This is a genomic window from Georgenia daeguensis (genome assembly GCF_039537705.1).
In the GTDB taxonomy this organism is placed as follows: Bacteria; Actinomycetota; Actinomycetes; order Actinomycetales; family Actinomycetaceae; genus Georgenia; species Georgenia daeguensis.
Map to the genome: position 1 here is coordinate 140981 of NZ_BAABBA010000004.1, position 22818 is coordinate 163798.

At 74.4% G+C, this 22818-nt stretch carries 19 protein-coding genes and 1 pseudogene; 17 read left to right on the top strand and 3 right to left on the bottom strand.

The features are described from left to right. Positions 1 to 12: 12 nt before the first annotated feature. The 6 genes from rlmN to ABD774_RS05535 all read left to right on the top strand — a co-directional run bounded on the left by rlmN (position 13) and on the right by ABD774_RS05535 (position 6704). Positions 13 to 1224 (top strand): dual-specificity RNA methyltransferase RlmN, encoded by a 1212-nt coding sequence (gene rlmN, locus ABD774_RS05510; RefSeq protein ID WP_345038552.1) that lies wholly within the window; start codon positions 13 to 15, stop codon positions 1222 to 1224. After that, complete coding sequence (locus ABD774_RS05515) at positions 1221 to 1781, top strand: DivIVA domain-containing protein (RefSeq protein WP_248257396.1); 561 nt, start codon at positions 1221 to 1223, stop codon at positions 1779 to 1781. The genes rlmN and ABD774_RS05515 overlap by 4 nt, the downstream gene beginning before the upstream one ends. Continuing rightward, on the top strand, positions 1778 to 3028 hold the full coding sequence (dxr, locus tag ABD774_RS05520) for a 1-deoxy-D-xylulose-5-phosphate reductoisomerase (protein WP_345038554.1): 1251 nt from the start codon (positions 1778 to 1780) through the stop codon (positions 3026 to 3028). The genes ABD774_RS05515 and dxr overlap by 4 nt, the downstream gene beginning before the upstream one ends. Positions 3029 to 3181: 153 nt before the next feature. Beyond that, entirely contained in the window at positions 3182 to 4495 is a 1314-nt protein-coding gene (locus tag ABD774_RS05525; RefSeq protein ID WP_345038556.1) for a M50 family metallopeptidase, read from the top strand. A gap of 176 nt (positions 4496 to 4671) precedes the next feature. Next, positions 4672 to 5823 (top strand): flavodoxin-dependent (E)-4-hydroxy-3-methylbut-2-enyl-diphosphate synthase, encoded by a 1152-nt coding sequence (ispG, locus tag ABD774_RS05530; RefSeq protein WP_345038848.1) that lies wholly within the window; start codon positions 4672 to 4674, stop codon positions 5821 to 5823. Between the two features lie 14 nt (positions 5824 to 5837). Beyond that, positions 5838 to 6704 carry a GNAT family N-acetyltransferase gene (locus ABD774_RS05535; protein WP_345038558.1) on the top strand — a complete coding sequence of 289 codons (867 nt, stop codon included), beginning with the start codon at positions 5838 to 5840 and terminating at the stop codon, positions 6702 to 6704. 16 nt (positions 6705 to 6720) lie between these two features. On the opposite strand, the gene ABD774_RS05540 is transcribed toward ABD774_RS05535, so the two are convergent. Next, positions 6721 to 7908, bottom strand: a complete 1188-nt coding sequence (locus ABD774_RS05540; protein WP_345038560.1) for an acyltransferase family protein — start codon at positions 7906 to 7908, stop codon at positions 6721 to 6723. 137 nt (positions 7909 to 8045) lie between these two features. Beyond that, positions 8046 to 8912 (bottom strand): Fpg/Nei family DNA glycosylase, encoded by an 867-nt coding sequence (locus tag ABD774_RS05545; RefSeq protein WP_345038562.1) that lies wholly within the window; start codon positions 8910 to 8912, stop codon positions 8046 to 8048. Between the two features lie 134 nt (positions 8913 to 9046). Between ABD774_RS05545 and ABD774_RS05550 the strand changes: the two genes are divergently transcribed. Next, on the top strand, positions 9047 to 10855 hold the full coding sequence (locus tag ABD774_RS05550) for a proline--tRNA ligase (protein WP_345038564.1): 1809 nt from the start codon (positions 9047 to 9049) through the stop codon (positions 10853 to 10855). A 34-nt stretch (positions 10856 to 10889) separates the two neighbouring features. On the opposite strand, the gene ABD774_RS05555 is transcribed toward ABD774_RS05550, so the two are convergent. Next, entirely contained in the window at positions 10890 to 11798 is a 909-nt protein-coding gene (locus tag ABD774_RS05555) for a hypothetical protein (RefSeq protein ID WP_345038566.1), read from the bottom strand. A gap of 177 nt (positions 11799 to 11975) precedes the next feature. Between ABD774_RS05555 and ABD774_RS05560 the strand changes: the two genes are divergently transcribed. The 10 genes and pseudogenes from ABD774_RS05560 (at position 11976) to ABD774_RS05600 (ending at position 22817) form a co-directional block, all read left to right on the top strand. Then, positions 11976 to 12461: a ribosome maturation factor RimP gene (locus ABD774_RS05560; protein ID WP_345038568.1), complete on the top strand. Its 486-nt coding sequence runs from the start codon at positions 11976 to 11978 to the stop codon at positions 12459 to 12461. Between the two features lie 10 nt (positions 12462 to 12471). Continuing rightward, positions 12472 to 13506 (top strand): transcription termination factor NusA, encoded by a 1035-nt coding sequence (gene nusA, locus ABD774_RS05565; protein WP_345038570.1) that lies wholly within the window; start codon positions 12472 to 12474, stop codon positions 13504 to 13506. 29 nt (positions 13507 to 13535) lie between these two features. Further along, entirely contained in the window at positions 13536 to 13901 is a 366-nt protein-coding gene (locus tag ABD774_RS05570) for a YlxR family protein (protein WP_345038572.1), read from the top strand. Between the two features lie 71 nt (positions 13902 to 13972). Beyond that, positions 13973 to 14062 (top strand): annotated as a pseudogene (locus ABD774_RS21835) (translation initiation factor IF-2 N-terminal domain-containing protein); the annotation flags it as partial. Beyond that, positions 14042 to 16945, top strand: a complete 2904-nt coding sequence (infB, locus tag ABD774_RS05575) for a translation initiation factor IF-2 (RefSeq protein WP_486327274.1) — start codon at positions 14042 to 14044, stop codon at positions 16943 to 16945. The pseudogene ABD774_RS21835 and the gene infB, both read left to right, overlap by 21 nt. Positions 16946 to 17061: 116 nt before the next feature. Continuing rightward, the gene (gene rbfA / locus ABD774_RS05580; RefSeq protein WP_345038576.1) at positions 17062 to 17613 is read left to right on the top strand and encodes a 30S ribosome-binding factor RbfA; all 552 of its coding nucleotides are present in this window, start codon (positions 17062 to 17064) and stop codon (positions 17611 to 17613) included. Continuing rightward, entirely contained in the window at positions 17610 to 18620 is a 1011-nt protein-coding gene (gene truB, locus ABD774_RS05585; protein ID WP_345038578.1) for a tRNA pseudouridine(55) synthase TruB, read from the top strand. The genes rbfA and truB overlap by 4 nt, the downstream gene beginning before the upstream one ends. 125 nt (positions 18621 to 18745) lie before the next feature. Beyond that, positions 18746 to 19777: a bifunctional riboflavin kinase/FAD synthetase gene (locus ABD774_RS05590; RefSeq protein WP_345038580.1), complete on the top strand. Its 1032-nt coding sequence runs from the start codon at positions 18746 to 18748 to the stop codon at positions 19775 to 19777. A 144-nt stretch (positions 19778 to 19921) separates the two neighbouring features. After that, positions 19922 to 20191 carry a 30S ribosomal protein S15 gene (rpsO, locus tag ABD774_RS05595; protein WP_345038582.1) on the top strand — a complete coding sequence of 90 codons (270 nt, stop codon included), beginning with the start codon at positions 19922 to 19924 and terminating at the stop codon, positions 20189 to 20191. Between the two features lie 211 nt (positions 20192 to 20402). Next, complete coding sequence (locus tag ABD774_RS05600; protein WP_345038585.1) at positions 20403 to 22817, top strand: polyribonucleotide nucleotidyltransferase; 2415 nt, start codon at positions 20403 to 20405, stop codon at positions 22815 to 22817. Position 22818: the final 1 nt, after the last annotated feature.

Sequence of the window (22818 nt, forward strand, 5' to 3'; positions counted from 1 at the left end):
ATGTCCGACGTCATGACGCAGCCGCCCTCCGCCCAGCCGCAGGTCCGCCCCGCCCACGAGGGCCCCGGGGACCGCCCCACCCTGACCTTCACCGCGCGCCGGCGCGGCAAGCCGCCCCGCCACCTCGCGGACCTGACGACGGCGGAGCGCGCCGCCGCGGCCGTCGAGCTGGGGCTGCCCGCCTTCCGCGCCGACCAGGTCTCCCGGCACTACTTCGACCACCTGACCCGCGAGCCGGGGGAGATGACGGACCTGCCCGCCGCGGCGCGCGAGCAGATCGCCGAGACCCTCGTGCCCGAGCTCGTCACCAAGGTCCGCGACCTGACCGCGGACCAGGGGGCGACCGTGAAGTCGCTGTGGCGCCTCTTCGACGGCGCCATGGTCGAGTCGGTCCTCATGCGCTACGCCGACCGGACCACGCTGTGCGTCTCGTCCCAGGCCGGCTGCGGGATGGCCTGCCCGTTCTGCGCCACCGGGCAGCAGGGCCTGACCCGCAACCTCTCCACGGCCGAGATCGTCGAGCAGGTCCGCCTGGCCGCCCGGGCCTCCCGCGACGGCGACCTCGCCGGCGGCCCGACGCACCTGCGCAACGTCGTCTTCATGGGCATGGGCGAGCCCATGGCCAACTACAAGGCCGTGATCGGCGCCGTGCGCCGCATGGTCGACCCGGCGCCCGCGGGCCTGGGGCTCTCCGCCCGCCACATCACGGTCTCCACCGTCGGGCTCGTGCCGGCCATCGACAAGCTGGCCAAGGAGGGGATCCCGGTCACCCTGGCCGTCTCCCTGCACGCCCCCGACGACGGGCTGCGCGACGAGCTCATCCCGATCAACTCGCGCTGGAAGGTCGGCGAGCTCCTCGACGCCGCCCGCCGCTACTTCGAGGCCACGGGCCGGCGGGTGAGCATCGAGTACGCCCTGATCAAGGACATGAACGACCACGCCTGGCGGGCCCAGCTCCTCGCCGACGAGCTCAACCGGCGGGGGCGCGGGTGGGTGCACGTCAACCCCATCCCGCTGAACCCCACCCCGGGGTCGGTGTGGACGGCGAGCGAGCGCGCCGTCGAGGCGGAGTTCGTCGACACGCTGCGACGTGCCGGGATCCCGACGACGGTGCGGGATACTCGCGGCAGCGACATCGACGGCGCGTGCGGCCAGCTCGCCGCGGAGGTGCTGGACCAGCCGCGCGACGCGTCGACGGCCAAGGAGGAGCAGGAGCAGGAATGACGACGATGTTCCCGCCGGCGGGGCGCTGGCGCACCGGGTACGACCGTGAGCAGGTGGAGGAGTTCTTCACCCGTGCCCGCGCCGCGTACGAGAGCGGCGAGAACGGCACGCCGACCGACAGCCTCGACGAGAACGACGTCCGCACGGCCGCGTTCGACCTGGTGCGCGACGGCTACGCCACCTCCGCGGTCGACGCCGCCCTGGACCGCCTCGAGGCCGCGTTCGTCCAGCGCCGCCGCACCCGCTTCGTCGCCGAGCACGGGGAGGCGGCATGGATGGACCGCATCGCCGACCAGGCGACCACCCTCTACCCCCGGCTGCTGCGCCCGGCGGGCGAGCGGTTCCGGGCGCCGGAGCGTGGCCGCGGGTACGACCGCGACGCCGTCGACGCCCTGCTCGAGCGTCTCGTGGCCTACTTCGACGACGGCGGCGAGCTGACCTCGGGCGAGCTGCGCTCGACGACGTTCCCCAGCGCCCGCGCCTCCCGCGCCTACCACGAGGGCACCGTGGACGCCTACCTCGACCGCGCGGTCGAGGTGCTCGTCGCGGTCGAGTGAGCGTGGCCACCCCCACCGACGTCGTCATCCTCGGCTCCACCGGCTCGATCGGCACCCAGGCCCTCGAGGTCGTCGCCGCGGCCGGGCCGGAGGCCTTCCGGGTGCGCGCGCTGTCCGCGGGCGGGGCGAACCTCGAGCTGCTGGCCGAGCAGGCCCTGGCCTTCGACGTCCCCGTGGTCGCGGTCGCCGACGACGGCGCGGTGGGGCGCCTGCGCGACCTGCTCGCGGCGGCGGCACGGCGCGCCGGGCGGACCGGCAGCACCCCGGAGGTCCTCGCCGGGCCGCGCGCGGCCGCCGAGGTCGCCGGGGCGCTCTCCGGCGCACCGGGGCGCGCCGTCGTCCTGAACGGCATCACGGGGTCCGTGGGTCTCGCGCCCACCCTCGCCGCGCTGCGCTCCGGTGCCACGCTGGCCCTGGCCAACAAGGAGTCCCTCGTGGTCGGCGGGGCGCTGGTGCGCGCGGCGCAGACGCGGCCCGGCCAGGTCGTCCCGGTCGACTCGGAGCACTCCGCCATCGCCCAGGCGCTGCGCGGCGGACGCCACGAGAAGGGCATGACCAGCGAGGTCCTCACCGGCCGCAGCGAGGTGCGCCGGCTCATTCTGACCGCGTCCGGCGGCCCGTTCCGCGGCCGCGCGCGGGCCGAGCTGTCCGGCGTCACGCCGGAGCAGGCCCTGGCGCACCCCACCTGGGCGATGGGCCCGGTCGTCACGGTCAACTCCTCCACCCTCGTCAACAAGGGGCTCGAGCTCATCGAGGCCCACCTGCTCTTCGACGTGCCTGCCGAGGACGTGACGGTGGTGGTGCACCCGCAGTCGGTCGTCCACTCGATGGTGGAGTTCGTCGACGGCTCGACCCTCGCGCAGGCGAGCCCGCCCGACATGCGGCTGCCCATCGCCCTCGGGCTGACCTGGCCCGAGCGGGCGGCGGGCGTCGCGGCCCCCTGCCGGTGGGACGCCCCGACGGCGTGGACCTTCGAGCCGCTCGACGAGGAGGTCTTCCCCGCGGTGGCGCTCGCCCGCTCCGCGGCGGCCGCCTCGGCGACCCACCCGGCGGTGCTCAACGCGGCGAACGAGCAGTGCGTGGCGGCGTTCCTCGCCTCCCGGCTACCGTACCTGGGCATCGTCGACGTCGTCGCCGAGGTCCTCGCCGAGCACGACGGCACGGCCGACCCCTCCCTGGAGGACGTGCTCGCCGTCGAGACCTGGGCGCGGGCCCGGGCCGACGAGCTGGTCGCCGCGCGCGGCTGACGGGAACCTGCCCGGGCGGCCCCGCGTTGTCACTGCGCGAGGCATGATTGAGCTGGTCGTGGGGGTCAGCCTCCCCTCCGGACGCAGCGCCCGCCGCCGCGCCGGCCGTGCGAACCGTGAACAGCCCCCGACGGGGCGGAAGGGGGACGGACCGTGGACTTCGTCATCGGCGTCCTCATCGTCGCCGTCGGCCTGATCCTCTCGATCGCCCTGCACGAGGTGGGCCACCTCGTCCCGGCCAAGAGGTTCGGCGTCAAGGTGCCGCAGTACATGGTCGGGTTCGGGCGCACCCTGTGGTCGCGGACCGTGAACGGCACCGAGTACGGCGTCAAGGTGCTGCCCCTCGGCGGCTACGTCCGCATGGTCGGGATGTACCCGCCGGCCCGCGCGGGCGCCGTGCGCACCCGGCGCGACGGTCGCCCCACCATGGTCGAGGAGGCGCGGTCGGCCGCGCTGGAGGAGATCGAGCCGGGGGAGGAGCACCGAGCGTTCTACCGGCTCAGCGTGCCGAAGAAGCTGGTGGTCATGCTCGGCGGCCCCACCATGAACCTCCTGATCTCCGCGGTCCTCCTCGGTGCGGTCGTGACGGGCCTGGGTATGGGCCAGTACACCGCCACGCTCGGCACCGTGCAGCAGTGCCTGCCGTCGGACCCGGACGCCACCGAGTGCGCCGCCGGCGACCCCGCCGCGCCCGGCGCCCAGGCGGGCCTGCGGCCCGGTGACGAGGTCGTGGCGTGGGCCGGCACCCCCGTGGACGGCTGGGAGGACGTCACCGCCGCGATCGCCGCCAACGGCACCGGTCCCGCCGCGGTGGAGGTGCTGCGGGACGGCGCACCGGTCACCGTGTCCGTCACGCCCGTGCTCACCGAGCGGCCCGTCCTGGCGGAGGACGGCACCGTGGCCGTGGACGCCGAGGGCGACGAGGTCACCGAGATGCGGCCCTACGTCGGCATCGGCCCCACCTTCGAGCTGGTGCGCCAGCCGGTGACGGCGGTGCCCGGGCTGGTCTGGAGCACCTTCACCGGGACGGTCGAGGTGGTCCTCACCCTTCCGCAGCGCCTCGTCGACGTGGCCCAGGCCGCGTTCGGCACCGAGGAGCGCGACCCGTCGGTGGTCGGCCTCATCGGCGTGGGCCGCTTCGCCGGGGAGATCGCCTCGCTCGACGGTGAGGGGTACGGCCTGGCCGAGCGCAGCGCCGACATGCTCTCCCTCCTCGTCTCGCTGAACATGGCGCTGTTCGTGTTCAACCTCGTCCCGCTGCTCCCGCTCGACGGCGGACACATCGCCGGGGCCCTCTGGGAGGGCCTGCGCCGCCAGGTCGCCCGGTGGCGCCACGCGCCCGACCCGGGCCCGGTGGACACGGCCCGGCTGCTGCCGGCGACCTACGTCGTCGTCGCTCTCATGCTCGGGATGAGCGTCCTGCTCGCGTACGCCGACATCGTGCGGCCGGTGAGCCTCACCGGCTGACCGCCCGGCAGGAGCTCGGGCGGTCGGTGAGACGTCAGAACCTCACGGCCTCGGTGCGGAGTCTCAAGTCGTCCGTGACACCGGCCCGGGCATGGCGACGCTCACGCCGCCCCGGGGTGGGGCCTGGACGGACCGGGTGCGATACTTGCCCGGTGAGCACCCCCATCTCCCTCGGTATGCCGACCGTCAAGGAAGCGCCCCCCGTGCTGTCCCCGCGCCGGAAGACGCGGAAGATCCGGGTGGGCTCCGTCGAGGTCGGTGGCGACGCGCCCGTGTCGGTGCAGTCGATGACCACCACCAAGACCCACGACATCAACGCCACGCTGCAGCAGATCGCCGAGCTGACCGCGTCGGGCTGCGACATCGTGCGCGTGGCCTGCCCGACGGACAAGGACGCCGAGGCCCTGCCGATCATCGCGAAGAAGTCCCAGATCCCGGTGATCGCGGACATCCACTTCCAGCCGAAGTACGTCTTCGCCGCGATCGAGGCCGGGTGCGGCGCCGTGCGCGTGAACCCGGGCAACATCCGCAAGTTCGACGACCAGGTCAAGGAGATCGCCCAGGCCGCGAAGGACGCCGGGGTCTCCCTGCGCATCGGCGTCAACGCCGGCTCGCTGGACAAGCGGCTGCTGCAGAAGTACGGCAAGGCGACCCCGGAGGCGCTCGTCGAGTCCGCCGTGTGGGAGGCGTCCCTCTTCGAGGAGCACGACTTCCACGACTTCAAGATCTCCGTCAAGCACAACGACCCCGTGATCATGGTGCGCGCCTACGAGCTGCTCTCCGAGCAGGGCGACTGGCCCCTCCACCTCGGCGTCACCGAGGCGGGCCCGGCGTTCCAGGGCACCATCAAGTCGGCCACCGCGTTCGGCGCGCTCCTGAGCCAGGGCATCGGCGACACGATCCGCGTCTCGCTGTCCGCCCCGCCGGTGGAGGAGGTCAAGGTCGGTAACCAGATCCTGGAGTCGCTGAACCTGCGGCCCCGCAAGCTCGAGATCGTCTCCTGCCCGTCCTGCGGGCGCGCCCAGGTGGACGTCTACGAGCTCGCCGACTCCGTCACGGCCGGCCTGGAGGGCATGACCGTCCCGCTGCGCGTCGCCGTCATGGGCTGCGTCGTCAACGGCCCCGGCGAGGCCCGCGAGGCCGACCTCGGCGTCGCCTCCGGCAACGGCAAGGGCCAGATCTTCGTCAAGGGCGAGGTCATCAAGACCGTGCCCGAGGATCAGATCGTCGAGACCCTGATCGCCGAGGCCAACCGCATCGCCGCCGAGATGGGCGAGCCGGTCGACGGCCCCGCGCCCGGCGGTGCGCCGGTCGTCACCGTCGGCTGACGGCAGGGTCGCGCGTGGCGCTGTGGCGCCGGCACCCGGGCGCGGTCCGGGCGCTGGACGGGCGTGACCGGGAGGCGGCGCTGGAGCTGTGCCGCCGGGACCCGGTGGGCTCCGTGCTGGCCGCTGTCCAGGCGGAGCGGCTGGGGGAGCCCGGCCCGCCGGGCACGGAGATGCTCGGCGTCTTCGACGACGACCCGGGGACCCCCGAGGCGCTGTGCTGGGCCGGCGCCAACCTCGTGCCGGTCCAGCTGCGCCGCGGCGCCCTGGTCGACGAGGTCGTCGAGCACCTGCGCCGGCGCGGACGGCGCTGCTCCTCGATCGTCGGGCCCGCCGAGGAGGTCCTGCCGCTGTGGGAGAGCCTCGCCCCCGTCTGGTCCCCGCCGCGCGAGGTGCGCCCCGAGCAGCCCTCGCTCGTCATCGACGCCGACCCCGCCGTCGAGCCGGACCCGCAGGTGCGGCTCGCCACCCTGGACGAGGTCGCCCACGTGGTCCCCGCCAGCGTCGCCATGTTCACCGAGGAGGTCGGCTACGACCCGACCGCCGTCGGCGGCGCCTACGCCGCTCGCGTCGCCGAGCTCGTCGCCGGCGCCCGGACCTACGTGCGCACCGAGGACACGGGGGACGGGCCGGAGGTGATCTTCAAGGCCGACGTCGGCGCCCTGGCGCTCGGCGTGGCCCAGGTGCAGGGAGTGTGGGTCCACCCGGAGCACCGTGGCCGAGGGCTCGCGACGGCGGGCATGGCGGCCGTCGTCGCCGACGTCCGCGCGCGGCTGGCGCCCACCGTCTCGCTCTACGTCAACAGCTACAACGCCCCGGCGCTGGCCACCTACGACCGCGTCGGCTTCCGCCGGGTCGGCACGTACGCCACGGTCCTGTTCTGACCCCCGCCAGGGGTGCCTAGCCCCGGCGGGGCGTGGCCGCCTCGGCCACCGGCTCGCCGGCGACGACCGCACGCGCCTCCCGGCGCCGGTCCCACGCCCGGCGCAGGCGCCGCTCGAGCGGCTTCTCCACCAGGTGGTGCGCCAGGGCGGCCGCCAGCACCGACACCGCCAGGAACGGCACGTGCCAGGCCAGGTTCGCCCACGACGTCTCGGCCGGCCCGCCCGCGATCCCGCGGGCCAGGTAGATCCCGGTGGCGTGCAGCAGGTAGAACGCGTAGGACCACTCGCCGAGGCGCAGCATCGGTCCCGTGGTCAGGTGCGACCTCCGCCCGCGCAGCTCGTGGCCGACCGCGGAGACGATCACCACCGCGCACAGGACGCCGATGAGCACCGGGACGAGCCGGACGAACCGGTCGGCGCCGTTGAGGTGGGAGCCGAAGCGGGGCACCCACCAGATCGCGGCCGCGCCGAGCGCGAGCAGGCCGTAGGCGACCACGGGCCGCAGCCCCGGCCGCCAGCCGGCGAGCACCGCCCTCCCCAGCGCCATCCCGAGCACGAACTCCCACAGCCGCAGCACCGGCTGGGGCACCAGGTCGAGGCGCAGCGCGGGCGCCTCGACGCGCAGCAGGTAGAACACGGCCGCCCCCAGCACCACGGCCGCCGCCAGGAGCAGCGCCGCGCGGCTGCCCGCCCGCCGCAGCGGGCGGTTCAGCGCGGGGTGCAGCGCGTAGAAGAACGCCTCGCAGCTGAGGGTCCACGCCGCCGGGTTGCCCGAGAACAGGATCCCCGGCGACGTCGACCAGCCGTGGACGAGCAGCACCGACAGCGCCAGCACGCCGAGCGAGAGCGGCTTGACCCAGGTCATCGCGGGGTCGGGGTCGGGGGAGTGGAAGACCGGGACCGCGACGGCGAGGGCGACCGCGTGCAGGGGCCAGATGCGGGCGAACCGCCGCCACCAGAACGTCGTGGCGGGCACCCCGGGCCGGGAGGACCAGGTCAGCACGAAGCCGGAGAGCACGAAGAAGAACGTCACCCCCTGCGCGCCGAGGGCCAGCACGCTGTGCGCGGGCAGCGGGGCGATGTTCGTCATGTGGTGCAGGAACACCCCGAACGCCGCCCACCACCGCAGCCCGGTCAGCGAGTCCAGCCGCCGCGGAGCTGCGCCGGTCGCGGCCGGGTCGTCGGGCAGGGCGGGGGAGAGCACCGGCGCACTCTACCGACCGTGTCCCGGGCTGTGCGGCGCCCGGGGCGGCGCTGATGCCCCGGGTTACCGTCCCGCGCGGGCCGGCATGACCAACGCCTCCCTCGCCCTCGGCGTCACCCGTCGCCAGCAGGAGGGGGTCAGCGCAGCAGCTTGGACATCCGCCGGTCGGCGAGGATCTTGCCCTCCGTCTGGCACGTGGGGCAGTACTGCAGCGAGGAGTCGGCGAAGGAGACCTCCCGGACGGTGTCCCCGCACACCGGGCACGGCTGGCCGGTCCGGCCGTGCACCCGCATGCTGCGCCGCTTGCTGTCCTTCAGCTCCGCGGCGGGCTTGCCCGACGCCTGCTCGACGGCGGAGCGGAGCACCTCCTCGACCGCACGGTGCAGCCGCGCGACGGTCTCCTCGTCGAACGAGCGCGTGAGCGCGAAGGGGCTGATGCGTGCGGCGTGCAGGATCTCGTCGGAGTACGCGTTGCCGATCCCGGCGATGACGGACTGGTCCCGCAGCAGCCCCTTGACCTGCTGGTTGCGCGCCGCGAGCAGCTCCCGCAGCCGGTCCACGGTCAGCTCCGCCGGCTCGACCCCGAGGGTCGCGACGGCCTCCACGGCCTCCGGGCGCGGGACCACGTGGACGGCCAGGCGCTTGCGCGTGCCTGCCTCGGTGAGGTCGAAGCCGGCGCCGTCGTCCAGCCGCACGCGCAGCGCGATGGGGGAGCGGCCGGGCCGGACGGCGGTGCGGGGCACCTCCTCGTACCAGCGCAGCCAGCCGGCCCGGGCGAGGTGGAAGACCAGGTGGAGCGGTTCGCCGTCGCCGGTCGTGACGACGTCGAGCCACTTGCCGTGCCGTGCGACGTCGAAGATCTGCCGCCCCACCAGCTCGGCGGGCGCGGGGGCGAACGTCTTCAGGGCGCTGATCGCGCCCACCTCGACGGCCTCCAGGGCGCGGCCGACCGTGCGCTCGCGCAGGAACCGGGCGAGCCCCTCCACCTCCGGCATCTCGGGCATGGCCCCATCCTGCCCCCGGCGGCGCGGGGCCGCGGCCGGAAACGCCCCGCTCCGCCTCGGGAGCCCACCTGAGCTGCGTCCGGGCGGCGGGCGGGCGTCCTGGTGGGCGCGGCGGCGTCGGTAGGCTGGCCCGCGTGCTGATGAAGATGTCGTCCCTTTTCGTGCGGACCCTGCGGGAGGACCCGGCCGACGCCGAGGTCGCGAGCCACCGCCTCCTGGTGCGGGCGGGCTACATCCGCCGCGCCGCCCCCGGGATCTACTCCTGGCTGCCGCTTGGCCTGAAGGTGCTGGCCAAGGTCGAGCAGATCGTCCGCGAGGAGATGGACGCCATCGGCGGCCAGGAGGTGCACTTCCCGGCGCTGCTGCCCAAGGAGCCCTACGAGGCCACCGGCCGCTGGGTCGAGTACGGCCCGAACCTCTTCCGGCTGCAGGACCGCAAGGGGGCCGACTACCTCCTCGCGCCCACGCACGAGGAGATGTTCACCCTCCTGGTCAAGGACCTCTACAGCTCCTACAAGGACCTCCCGCTCGCGCTCTACCAGATCCAGACGAAGTACCGCGACGAGGCCCGGCCCCGCGCGGGGCTGATCCGCGGGCGCGAGTTCATCATGAAGGACGCCTACACCTTCGACGTCGACGACGCCGGCCTCGAGCGCTCCTACAACCTCCAGCGTGAGGCGTACCAGCGCATCTTCGACCGGCTCGGCCTGGAGTACGTCATCGTGCGGGCGATGAGCGGCGCCATGGGCGGCTCACGCAGCGAGGAGTTCCTGCACCCGACGGCGATCGGCGAGGACACGTTCGTGCGCTCACCGGGCGGGTACGCGGCCAACGTCGAGGCGGTCACCACCCCCGTGCCCGACCCCCTGCCCTTCGACGGGCTGCCCGCCGCCGAGGTGCTCGACACCCCGGACTCGCCGACCATCGACACCCTCGTCGACGCGGCGAACCGTCTGCACCCGCGGGCCGAGGGCCCCTGGACGGCCGCGGACACCCTCAAGAACGTCGTCCTGGCCCTCACCCACCCGGACGGCACCCGCGAGCTCGTGGCCGTCGGCCTGCCCGGCGACCGCGAGGTGGACCTCAAGCGGCTCCAGGCCGCCGTCGAGCCGGCCGAGGTCGAGCCCGCCACGGACGAGGACCTCAGGACCCGTCCGGAGATCGTCAAGGGCTACCTCGGCCCGGCCGTCCTCGGTCCCAACGGGGCGCCCCGCGAGCACGACGGCGACGGCCGCCAGGTCTCCGGCGCCATCAGGTACCTGCTCGACCCGCGCGTGGTGCCCGGGACCGCCTGGATCACCGGCGCGGACGAGGCGGGCAAGCACGTCTTCGGGCTCGTGGCCGGGCGCGACTTCACCGCCGACGGCACCATCGAGGCCGCCGAGGTCCGCGCCGGCGACCCCGCGCCCGACGGCTCCGGCCCGCTCGAGCTCGCGCGCGGCATCGAGATCGGCCACATCTTCGCGCTCGGCCGCAAGTACGCCGACGCCCTCGACCTGAAGGTGCTCGACCAGAACGGCAAGGCCGTCGTCGTCACGATGGGCTCCTACGGCATCGGCATCACCCGGGCGCTGGCCGCCCTCGCGGAGGGCAACAACGACGAGAACGGTCTCGTCTGGCCCATGCAGGTGGCGCCCGCGCACGTGCACGTGCTCGCCACCGGCAAGGGTCAGGAGATCTTCGACACCGCCGAGCGCCTGGCGCGCGAGCTCGAGGCCGTCGGCGTGGAGGTGCTGTACGACGACCGGCCCAAGGTCTCCGCCGGGGTGAAGTTCGCCGACGCCGAGCTGATCGGCGTCCCGCTCAGCCTCGTCGTGGGCCGTGGGCTCGCCGACGGCGTGGTCGAGATCCGGCAGCGCGCGAGCGGCGAGCGCGAGGAGATCGCCCCGGACCTGGCCGTCGCACGGGTGCGCGAGCTGGTCGACGACGCGCTCGCGGGCTGACGCTCGGCCCGGCGCCGGCTCGGTCCGGCGCCGCTCAGTCCAGGCCGGGCAGCGCGGGCAGCGTGCCGCCCGCGTCCACCAGGCGGCGGGCGCTGTCCGCCGCGGCGTCCACGAGCGCGCCGCGGGCGTCCGGGGCGACCAGCCCGAGGCTGAAGACCCAGTGCTCGAGCAGCCGGGACTCCGCGTCGACGACGGCGGCCTGCTCCGCGCTCAGGCCCGCCTCGTCGTCGGCGCCGGGAAGGTCGTAGACCCCCAGGCGCTCGTCCGGCGCGCCCTCCTCCAGGGCCACGTCCACCAGGGACTGCAGGTGGGCGGCTCGCGCGACGGCCGACTCGCGCGCCGCCCCCGCGGACCGCGCGGCCACGGTCTCGTAGGCGAACCGCGCCTGGTCCAGCACCCGCAGGGTCGGGCCGTCGACGCCGCGAACCAGCAGCGCCTCGCGGGTCAGCGGCGCGGCCGCGGACTCGGGGGCGGTGGCCCCCGTGGCGGCCGCGACCTCCGCCGCCCCGTGCGCGCGGGAGAGCGACACGGCGGCCAGGACGGCGGCCAGGTCGTCGGTGGGCGCGGCCACCGCCCCCTCGCGGGCGTCGGCGGCGCCCGTGGTCAGCAGCTCGAGGACGTCCGCGGCGTCGGGGTCGGGCACGGCGGACGTCGCCGCGGGCTCGGGCGTCACGGCACCCTCGGGTGCCCCGTCCGGCCAGGCGACCCACACCCCGCCCAGCGCGTCCAGGTGCGCACCGGCCTCCTCGCCGATACGGGCCAGCAGCTCCGCCGTCGCGCCCTCGGCCGTGACGTCGGACACGGTGGCGGCGATGACGGCGGCCTCGGCCGCGGCGTCCTGGCGCACCTCCTCGGCGGGGTCCGGGCTCGGCGCCACCGGGGGCGGGGTCTCCAGCCGGAGGCCGCACCCGGCCAGCGTCAGGGCCGCGAGCGCGCCGGTCACGGCGACCGCCGCGCGGCCGCGCGGAGAGCGGCGACGGAGGGGCGGGACCGGACAGGCGGCGGGGGCGTGGGAGGGCATCGGGGCCGATCCTCCCACGCCCCGCGGCGCGCGGGTGCGCCGCACGGTTGAGTAGAGTCGAGCCCTGTCCAGACCGTCCGACCAGGAGCGACACCCACGATGAGTCCTGCCCGTCCCACCGATCTGACCGACCGCCTGCGAGGTGCGCTCGGACCGGTCGTCGACGCCGCCGGCCTCTACCTGGAGGACATCACCGTCGCCGCGGCGGGCCGCCGGAAGATCGTGCGCGTCGTGGTCGACCTCGCTGACGGCCCGGGCGGGGTGGACTCCGACCGGCTCAGCGAGGTCTCGCGCCAGATCTCCGCCCTGCTCGACGACGTCGACCTGGTGGAGGGGGCGTACACCCTCGAGGTCTCCACCCCCGGTGCCGACCGCCCGCTGCGCGAGCCGCGCCACTACCGCCGCGCCGTCGGCCACCTGGTCCGTGCCCGGACCACGGGCGGGCGCGAGGTGACCGGCCGGCTGCTCGAGGCCGACGACGCCCTCGCCGTCCTCGACGTCGACGGTCACCGCCAGGAGCTTCCCTACGCCGAGGTCGCCGACGCCCGCGTCGAGCTCGAGCTCAACCGTCCCGACCAGGCCTGAGGAGCAGACCGTGGACATCGACATGACCGCCCTCCGCCTGATCGAGAGCGAGCGCGGGATCAGCCTGGACGTCCTCGTGCGCGCCATCGAGGAGGCCCTGCTCCTGGCGTACCACCGCACCCCCGGCGCGGTCCCCAAGGCCCGGGTCGAGCTCGACCAGCGCAGCGGCCGAGTCACCGTGCTGGCCACCGAGGTGGACGAGGAGGGCAACGAGATCGGCGAGTTCGACGACACGCCGTCGGGCTTCGGCCGCATCGCCACCGCCACCGCCCGCTCCGTCATCGTCCAGCGTCTGCGCGACGCCGAGGACGACCAGGTCATGGGCAACTACCGGGACAAGGCGGGGGAGATCGTCTCCGGCATCGTCCAGCAGGGCCGCGACCCGCGCGTGGTGCTGGTCGACATCGGCGACCTCGAGGCCGTCCTGCCCCAGCACGAGCAGGTCCCCACGGAGAGCTACGTCCACGGCGACCGGCTGCGGGCCTACGTCATCGACGTCTCCCGGGGTTCCAAGGGTCCCTCCGTCACGCTCTCGCGCACCCACCCCAACCTCGTGAAGAAGCTCTTCGCCCTCGAGGTCCCCGAGGTCGCCGACGGCAGCGTGGAGATCGTGGCCCTGGCCCGCGAGGCCGGGCACCGCACCAAGATGGCCGTGCGGGCCACCGTGCCCGGGCTCAACGCCAAGGGCGCGTGCATCGGCCCGATGGGCCAGCGCGTCCGCGCCGTGATGGCCGAGCTCGCCGGCGAGAAGATCGACATCGTCGACTACTCCGACGACCCCGCCACCTTCGTCGCCAGCGCGCTCTCGCCGTCGAAGGTCTCCAGCGTCGAGATCGTCGACGAGGCGGCCCGCGCGGCCCGCGTCGTCGTCCCGGACTTCCAGCTCTCCCTCGCCATCGGCAAGGAGGGGCAGAACGCCCGGCTCGCCGCCCGGCTGACCGGATGGCGGATCGACATCCACTCGGACACCGAGGACGCCGGCGCGTCGGACGTCACAGATGCCGCCGTCGAGCCGGGGAAGCACGCCGGCGGCCCGCAGGGGTAGAGTGTCCGGTGGGCACGTGCCCGGAATCCATGAGTGGACGCAGCGAGACACCCAGGCCCGACGGGCCGGTGCGGACCTGCGTCGGGTGCCGGGGCCGGGCCCCGAGGTCCGCCCTGGTCCGCCTGGTCCTGGACGACGTCACGCCCCGCGTGGCCGTCGACCCGGAACGCAGCGCTCCCGGGCGGGGCGCCTGGCTCCACCCGAGCCGGGAGTGCCTGGACCTCGCCCTGCGGCGCCGAGCGATCGGCCGGGCCCTGCGAGCAGCGGGGCCGGTCGGCACCGACGCGGTGGCGGCGTGGTTCGACCAGCACATCAGTCGCCGGACGCCCGATGCGCCCGGTGATCACGAGTCATCGACCGAGAAAGCGGGTTGGAAGCCGATGGGCACCCGATGAGTACCCAGCGATGAGCTGCCAGCACTAAAGACGGTCCTCCCTGTCCCGGGACGGACCGAGACAGGAGAGTTGTGGCAAAGGTCCGCGTCCACGAGCTTGCCAAGGAGCTCGGCGTCGACAGCAAGACGGTGCTCGCGAAGTTGCGCGAGCAGGGAGAGTTCGTGAAGTCGGCGTCGTCGACGATCGAAGCTCCCGTCATCCGTCGGCTGCGCGAGGCATTCCCCGCCGCACAGGCGGATGGCACCAGCCCGAAGAAGTCCGGGGGCACCCCCGCCCCCGCGAAGCCCGCCCCCAAGGCGGCACCGGCCCCGACGGCGGAGACCGCCGCCCCGGCCCCCAGGTCCCCGCAGGCCCCGTCCCCGGCGCCTGCCCCCGCTCCGACGCCCGCCCGGCCGTCGGCCCCAGCCCCGTCGGCGACCCCCGCCGCCGCGGCACCGGCACCCCGGGCGCCGCAGACCCCGGCGGCTCCCGAGGCCCCCGCGGCCCGTGCGCCGCAGGCTCCGGCACCGTCGGCGCCCGCCGAGCAGGCGCCCGCGCCCGCCCGTCCCGCCGCCGGCCCCAAGCCGGGGGCCCGTCCCGCGCCCGCGCCCGCGGAGAAGCCGGCCGACAAGCCCCGCGAGAGCGGTACCCGTCCGGGCGCGCCGCGTCCCGGTGGCGCCCGTCCGGGTGGTCCCCGTCCGGGCAACAACCCGTTCGCACCCTCGCAGGGCATGCCCCGCGGCGGGGGCAGCGGCGGCCCGCGCCCCGGCGGTCCCCGTCCGGGCAACAACCCCTTCGCGCAGTCCCAGGGCATGCCGCGCCCGGGCGGCTCCGGCGGCCCGCGTCCCGGTGGTGCCGGCGGCGCCGCCGGTCCCCGTCCCGGCGGGGCGGCAGGCCCGCGCCCGGCCCCGCGTCCCGGCGGTCCGCGCCCGAACCCGAACATGATGCCCGGGCACACCACCGTCGGCCGGCCGGGTGCTCCGGCACGCGGCGGCGGTCGTGGTCGTCCCGGCGGTGCTCCCGGCGGTGGTGGCGGCTTCGGCGGTCGTCCCGGCGGCGCTCCCGGCGGTGGCGGCGGCGGCTTCGCCGGTCGTCCCGGCGGTGGCGGCGGCCGCGGCGGTCGCGGCGGCACGCAGGGTGCGTTCGGTCGTGCGGGAGGCCGCCCGGTCCGCGGGCGGAAGTCCAAGCGCGCGAAGCGCCAGGAGTTCGAGCAGCAGTCCGCGCCGTCGCTCGGCGGCGTCCAGGTTCCCCGCGGGGACGGCAGCACCGTCGTCCGTATCCGCGCGGGCGCCTCGCTGGCCGACTTCGCCGACCGCATCGACGCCAACCCCGCGTCGCTCGTGACGGTCCTGTTCCACCTCGGCGAGATGGCCACGGCCACCCAGTCGCTGGACGAGGACACGTTCGCGGCGCTGGGCGCCGAGCTCGGCTACGTGGTCGAGGTCGTCTCTCCGGAGGAGGAGGAGCGCGAGCTCCTCGAGAGCTTCGACATCGACCTCGACGCCGAGATCGCCGGCGAGGGCGACGACGAGCTCTTCCCGCGTCCCCCGGTGGTCACGGTCATGGGTCACGTCGACCACGGCAAGACCAAGCTCCTCGACGCCATCCGTTCCACGGACGTCGTCGCCCAGGAGCACGGTGGCATCACCCAGCACATCGGTGCGTACCAGGTGCGCACCGACCACGAGGGTGACGACCGCGCGATCACCTTCATCGACACCCCCGGTCACGAGGCGTTCACCGCCATGCGTGCCCGTGGTGCCGAGGTGACGGACATCGCCATCGTCGTGGTGGCCGCGGACGACGGCGTGATGCCGCAGACGGTCGAGGCGATCAACCACGCCCAGGCCGCCGGCGTGCCGATCGTCGTCGCCGTGAACAAGATCGACGTCGAGGGCGCCAACCCCGCCAAGGTCCGCCAGCAGCTCACCGAGTACAACCTGGTGGCCGAGGAGTACGGCGGCGACACGATGTTCGTCGACGTCTCCGCCAAGCAGCGCATGGGCATCGACGACCTCCTCGAGGCCGTCCTGCTCACCGCGGACGCCGCCCTGGACCTGCGGGCCAACCCCGACAAGGACGCGCGCGGCGTGGCCATCGAGGCGAACCTGGACAAGGGCCGCGGCGCCGTCGCGACCGTCCTGGTCCAGTCCGGAACCCTGAACGTCGGGGACGCGATCGTCGCCGGCACCGCCCACGGGCGCGTGCGTGCGATGTTCGACGACCGCGGCCAGCAGGTGAAGGAGGCGGGGCCCTCGTTCCCCGTCCAGGTCCTGGGTCTGCAGTCCGTCCCGCGGGCCGGCGACAGCTTCCTCGTCGCGCCCGACGACCGGACCGCCCGGCAGATCGCCGACAAGCGTGAGGCCGCCGAGCGTGCCGCCACCCTGGCCAAGCGCCGCAAGCGCGTCAGCCTGGAGGACTTCACCAAGGCGCTCGAGGAGGGCAAGGTCGAGAACCTCAACCTCATCCTCAAGGGTGACGTCTCCGGTGCCGTCGAGGCGCTGGAGGACTCGCTGCTCAAGATCGACGTGGGCGACGAGGTCGCGCTGCGGATCATCCACCGCGGTGTGGGTGCCATCACGCAGAACGACGTGAACCTGGCGACCGTGGACAACGCGGTCATCATCGGCTTCAACGTGCGTCCCGCGGAGCGGGTCGCCGAGCTGGCCGACCGCGAGGGTGTGGACCTGAAGTTCTACTCGGTCATCTACGACGCCATCAACGACGTCGAGGACGCCCTCAAGGGGATGCTCAAGCCGGAGTACGAGGAGGTCCAGCTGGGCACCGCGGAGATCCGCCAGGTGTTCCGCTCCTCCAAGTTCGGCAACATCGCCGGGTCGATCGTCCGGTCGGGTCTCATCCGCCGCAACGCCAGCGCGCGCCTGCTGCGCGACGGCGTCGTGGTGGCCGACAAGCTCTCGATCGAGTCCCTGCGCCGCGAGAAGGACGACGTCACCGAGGTCCGCGAGGGCTTCGAGTGCGGTATCGGCCTCGGCGGTGTCAAGGACATCCAGGAGGGCGACGTCATCGAGACCTTCGAGATGCGCGAGAAGCCCCGGGCCTGACAGCCCTACCGGGACGGCCCCGCGGTGCACGGATACAGTGCCCGCGGGGCCGTCGCGGTCCCCCACCCGCGCGGCGGCGGTCATCCCGGCCGCCGCGCCCCGAGAGGAGACTCACCATGGCCGACGCACCCCGCGCCCGCCGGCTCGCCGAGCGCATCCAGCAGATCGTCGCCCGGATGCTCGACACCCGTATCAAGGACCCGCGCCTCGGGTTCGTCACCGTCACCGACGTCCGCGTGACCGGCGACCTGCAGAACGCCACGGTCTTCTACACCGTCCTCGGCTCGGACGAGGAGCGCGCCGCCTCGGCAGCCGCGCTCGCCTCCGCCAAGGGGCTCATCCGGTCGGAGGTCGGCAAGCAGACGGGCATCCGCCTGACCCCGACCCTGGAGTTCGTGCCCGACGCCGTCCCCGAGACCGCTGCGAGCCTGGAGGAGGCGCTCCGCGAGGCCGCCGCACGGGACGCCCAGCTGGCCGAGATGGCCGCCAGCGCCACCTACGCGGGCGAGGCCGACCCCTACCGCCGTCCGGGCGAGGACGAGGACCTCGGTGACGAGGAGTCCGGCGACGTCGACACCGGCGAGCTCGAGGACGCCCTGGGCGACGCCGTCGAGAGCCCGGACGAGGCCGTCGAGCGGCCCGGCGACGAGCCGTCCGCCGGCCGGTGACCGCACCCGCGCGCCCCGACATCCCCCGCGGCGCCGTCACGGCCGCGGACGGCCTGGTCGTCGTCGACAAGCCCCAGGGCTGGACGAGTCACGACGTCGTCGCGCGCACCCGGCGGCTCGCCGCGACCAAGAAGGTGGGCCACGCCGGCACGCTCGACCCCATGGCCACCGGTGTGCTCGTCCTCGGGGTGGGGCGGGCCACCCGGCTGCTGACCTACCTCGTCGGCGCCGACAAGGTCTACACCGCGACCGTCCGGCTCGGGCAGCGCACGGTCACCGACGACGCCGAGGGCGAGGTCACGGAGGCCCGGGGCGCGGGGGCGCTGCTGGACGGCGCCGGCGCCGCGGACCCGGCCGCCCTCGAGCCGGCGCTGGCCGGCCTGCGCGGCGTCATCGAGCAGGTGCCGAGCGCCGTGTCCGCCATCAAGGTCGACGGCCGCCGCTCCTACGCCCGCGTGCGGGCGGGGGAGGAGGTCGACCTGCCGGCCCGCACCGTCACGGTCCACCGGCTCGAGCTCACCGCCCCGCCGCGGACCACCACCGCCGACGGCACGACTGTCCTCGACCTCGACGTCGTCGTGGCCTGCTCGTCCGGGACGTACGTGCGCGCCCTCGCCCGCGACCTCGGCGAGGCCCTCGGCACCGGCGGGCACCTCACCGCGCTGCGGCGCACCCAGGTGGGCCCCTTCACGCTCTCGGACGCGCGCACCGTGGACCAGCTCGTCGCGGACGTCGTCGACGGCGCGGGCGCCCCCGAGCCAGGCGGGCTGCCTGTCATGTCCCTCACGGAGGCGGCCCGCGCCTGCTTCCCGGCCCGGCACCTGGACGACGGCGAGACCGCCGCGGTCCGGGTCGGCAAGATGCTGACGGCGAGCGACCCCGACGGCGGCGGCCCGGGCGGGCGCGCGCCCGTCACCGCCGCCTTCGCCCCGGACGGCCACGTCGTCGCCCTCCTCGAGGACCGCGGCGGGAGGGCCCGCCCCGTGCTCGTCCTCGACCCCGCGTAGCCCCGGGTCCGCCGGCCACGGCGCCCCCGGGCACGCGGCCGGGCGGTGGGCGCGTGCCTGGGGACGGGCCGTCGGGAGATACAGTCGACCTCGCGCGCCGGACGGCGCACGGAGGAGGACGACGCGTGCAGGTGTGGAGAGGAGCCGGGGAGGTCCCGGCCGACCTGGGACCCACCGTGGCCACCCTCGGGATCTTCGACGGCGTGCACCGCGGGCACCAGGTGGTGCTCGCCGCGACCGTCGCCGAGGCGGAGGCCGCGGGGCTCACCTCGGTCGCCGTCACCTTCGACCCGCACCCGGCCACCGTCCACCGGCCGGAGGAGCCCTTCGTCCTCATCAGCTCCCTGACCGACCGGCTGGAGCGCCTCGCGGGCACGGGTCTGGACGCCGTCCTCGTGCTCGACTACACGCTCGAGTTCGCCCGGGCCACCCCCGAGGAGTTCGTGCGGCGCTACCTCGTCGAGCTCCTGCACGCCCACGTCGTGGTCGTGGGGGAGGACGTGCGCTTCGGACGGGCCAACACCGGCGACCGGCGCACCATGGCCGAGCTGGGCCGGCGCCTCGGCTTCGGCGTGGAGATCATCGAGGACATCGCCCACCCGGGGACGGGGCGGCGCTGGTCCTCCACGTGGGTGCGCGAGCTGCTCGCCGAGGGTGACGTCGCGGGCGCAGCCCACGTCCTCGGACGGCCCCACCGCGTGCGCGGCGTCGTCGTCCACGGTGCCAAGCGCGGGCGCGAGCTCGGCTATCCCACGGCGAACCTGCACGCCGACGACCTCGGCGTGGTCCCCGCCGACGGCGTCTACGCGGGCTGGCTCATCCGGCCCGAGCACGCCCCGCACGACGGCACCTCCAAGCGGCTGCCCGCCGCCGTCTCCGTGGGCACGAACCCGACCTTCCACGGCGTCGAGCGCACCGTGGAGGCCTACGTCCTCGGCCGCACCGACCTCGACCTGTACGGCGAGGAGGTCGTGGTCGAGCTCGTCGAGCGGCTGCGGCCGATGGTCGCCTTCGACGGGATCCCCGCCCTGCTCGACCAGATGGCCGACGACGTCGTCCGCAGCGCGCAGATCCTTGGCGTGCCGGCCCCGCAGGTCCCGGGCCCGCAGGTCCCGGCCCCACCGGCTGCGGCGCCCCGAGCAGCCGACCGCCGCTGACGGACGCCTCCTGCGGTGCAGGCCCGCTCGCGGGGGGTCCCGCGGGCCTGATAGTCTGGCCCGTGCCGTCAAGCCGGCCACGGATGTGTCATGCCCGGGAGAACATGCCCCGGTGCTCCGTGCAACGACCTACCAGGAGAACCAATGGCCCTCGCTGCCGACGTCAAGCAGTCCATCATCACTGAGTACGCCACCCACGAGGGTGACACCGGTTCGCCGGAGGTCCAGATCGCCCTGCTCAGCCAGCGGATCAAGGACCTCACCGAGCACTTCAAGACCCACAAGCACGACCACCACTCGCGTCGTGGCCTGATGCTCCTCATCGGTCAGCGCAAGCGCCTGCTCGCCTACCTGGCCGCCGAGGACATCGAGCGCTACCGCAGCCTCATCGCGCGGCTCGGCCTGCGCCGCTGATCCACCGACCGGCTCGGACCCACGGGTCCGGGCCGGTCGTGCGTGCACACCGTGCACGGCACAACTGAACATCCACACCACCTCCGCCACGGGACGGCGCGTCCGGTCCTCGGTAGTGGCCTCCGGACCCCAGCCATCGCGGCGGGTCTTCCGTGGGCCTCGATCGAAGGCCGTCGGCCGACCGGGCGGACGACACGTAAGGAGGGCACCCATGGAGGGTCCCGAGATCACGTCCGCAGAAGCCGTCATCGACAACGGCGCCTTCGGCACCCGCACCGTCCGCTTCGAGACCGGGCGTCTCGCCCGCCAGGCCGCCGGCTCCGCCGTCGCCTACCTCGACGACGAGACGATGGTCCTGTCGGCCACCACGGTCGGCAAGCACCCCAAGGACCAGTTCGACTTCTTCCCCCTGACGGTCGACGTCGAGGAGCGCCAGTACGCCGCCGGCAAGATCCCCGGCTCGTTCTTCCGCCGCGAGGGCCGTCCCTCGACGGAGGCGATCCTCGCCTGCCGCCTCATCGACCGCCCGCTGCGCCCCACTTTCGTCAAGGGCCTGCGCAACGAGGTCCAGATCGTCGAGACCGTCCTGTCGATCCACCCCGACGACAGCTACGACGTCCTGGCGATCAACGCCGCGTCGATGTCCACCCAGATCTCGGGCCTGCCGTTCTCCGGCCCGATCGGCGGCGTGCGCATCGCGCTGATCGGCAACCAGTGGGTCGCGTTCCCGCGGTACAGCGAGATCGAGAAGGCCGTCTTCTCGATGGTCGTCGCCGGCCGCGTCGTCGGTGACGACGTCGCCGTGATGATGGTCGAGGCCGAGGCCACCGACAACGCCTGGACGCTCATCAAGGAGCAGGGTGCCACCGCCCCGACCGAGGAGGTCGTGGCCGAGGGGCTCGAGGCGGCCAAGCCGTTCATCAAGGCCCTTGTCGAGGCCCAGCAGAGCCTCGCCGCGGAGACCGCGAAGCCGACGGCGGAGTTCCCGCTGTTCCCGGACTACCAGGACGACGCCTACGCCGCCGTCGAGGAGCAGGTCTCCGCCGACCTCGCCCAGGCGATCACCATCGCGGGCAAGCAGGAGCGCGAGGCGCGCCAGGACGAGATCAAGGCCGCCATGCTCGAGGCGCTCGCCGGGCGCTTCGAGGGCCGCGAGAAGGAGCTCTCCGCCGCCTACCGCGCCGTGACGAAGCACGCCGTGCGTCAGCGCGTCCTCACCGAGGGCGTGCGCATGGACGGCCGTGGCCTGCGCGACATCCGAACCCTCTCCGCCGAGGTCGAGGTCCTGCCCCGCGTGCACGGCTCCGCCCTGTTCGAGCGCGGCGAGACCCAGATCATGGGCGTGACCACGCTGAACATGCTCCGGATGGAGCAGCAGCTCGACACCCTCAGCCCGGTGACGCGCAAGCGCTACATGCACAACTACAACTTCCCGCCGTACTCGACCGGTGAGACCGGCCGCGTGGGCTCGCCCAAGCGCCGCGAGATCGGCCACGGCGCCCTGGCCGAGCGGGCCCTGATGCCCGTCCTGCCCACCCGCGAGGAGTTCCCCTACGCGATCCGCCAGGTCTCCGAGGCCCTCGGCTCCAACGGGTCCACCTCGATGGGCTCCGTCTGCGCCTCGACCCTGTCGCTGCTCAACGCCGGCGTGCCGCTGCGCGCGCCCGTCGCGGGCATCGCCATGGGCCTGATGAGCGACCAGGTGGACGGTGAGACCCGCTTCGCGGCGCTGACCGACATCCTCGGCGCCGAGGACGCCTACGGCGACATGGACTTCAAGGTCGCCGGCACGCGCGAGTTCGTCACGGCCATCCAGCTCGACACCAAGCTCGACGGCATCCCCGCCTCCGTGCTGGCCGGCGCGCTGACCCAGGCCCGCGACGCGCGCCTGTACATCCTCGACGTGATGAACGAGGCCATCGACACCCCGGACGAGATGGCCCCCACCGCCCCGCGCGTGATCACCGTCAAGGTGCCCGTGGACAAGATCGGCGAGGTCATCGGGCCGAAGGGCAAGATGATCAACCAGATCCAGGAGGACACCGGCGCGGACATCTCCATCGAGGACGACGGCACCGTCTACATCGGCGCCGTCGACGGTCCCTCCGCCGAGGCGGCCCGCCAGGCCGTCAATGCGATCGCCAACCCGCAGATGCCCGAGGTCGGCGAGCGCTTCGTGGGCACGGTCGTCAAGACCACGTCCTTCGGCGCCTTCGTCTCCCTCACCCCGGGCAAGGACGGCCTGCTGCACATCTCGCAGATCCGTCGCCTGGTCGGCGGCAAGCGGGTCGAGAACGTCGAGGACGTCCTGGCCGTCGGGCAGAAGGTTCAGGTCGAGCTCGCCGAGATCGACCCGCGCGGCAAGCTCTCGCTGCACGCGGTCGTCGAGGGCGAGGAGAACGGCGAGGCCGTCGAGGACCAGGACGAGTCCGTCGAGGAGCGTCCGTCCTCCGACGAGCGTCCGTCCTCCGACGAGCGTCCCGCCCGCGAGGAGCGCCGAGGTGGTCGCGAGGGCGGCCGTGACGGCGGACGCCGTCGCGAGCGCACCCGCACCCGCCGCACCGAGGGCGGCGAGCAGGCCGAGCGTGAGCCGGCCGAGACCGGCGCCGGCGAGGCCGACGCCTGAG

What these genes read in the sequence shown, in the direction of transcription:
- rlmN (WP_345038552.1), top strand. Translation starts at nt 13, where the DNA reads ATGACGCAGCCGCCCTCCGCCCAGCCGCAGGTCCGCCCCGCCCACGAG.
- ABD774_RS05515 (WP_248257396.1), top strand. Translation starts at nt 1,221, where the DNA reads ATGACGACGATGTTCCCGCCGGCGGGGCGCTGGCGCACCGGGTACGAC.
- ispG (WP_345038848.1), top strand. Translation starts at nt 4,672, where the DNA reads ATGCCGACCGTCAAGGAAGCGCCCCCCGTGCTGTCCCCGCGCCGGAAG.
- ABD774_RS05545 (WP_345038562.1), bottom strand. Translation starts at nt 8,912, where the DNA reads ATGCCCGAGATGCCGGAGGTGGAGGGGCTCGCCCGGTTCCTGCGCGAG.
- ABD774_RS05560 (WP_345038568.1), top strand. Translation starts at nt 11,976, where the DNA reads ATGAGTCCTGCCCGTCCCACCGATCTGACCGACCGCCTGCGAGGTGCG.
- ABD774_RS05570 (WP_345038572.1), top strand. Translation starts at nt 13,536, where the DNA reads ATGAGTGGACGCAGCGAGACACCCAGGCCCGACGGGCCGGTGCGGACC.
- rbfA (WP_345038576.1), top strand. Translation starts at nt 17,062, where the DNA reads ATGGCCGACGCACCCCGCGCCCGCCGGCTCGCCGAGCGCATCCAGCAG.
- rpsO (WP_345038582.1), top strand. Translation starts at nt 19,922, where the DNA reads ATGGCCCTCGCTGCCGACGTCAAGCAGTCCATCATCACTGAGTACGCC.
- ABD774_RS05600 (WP_345038585.1), top strand. Translation starts at nt 20,403, where the DNA reads ATGGAGGGTCCCGAGATCACGTCCGCAGAAGCCGTCATCGACAACGGC.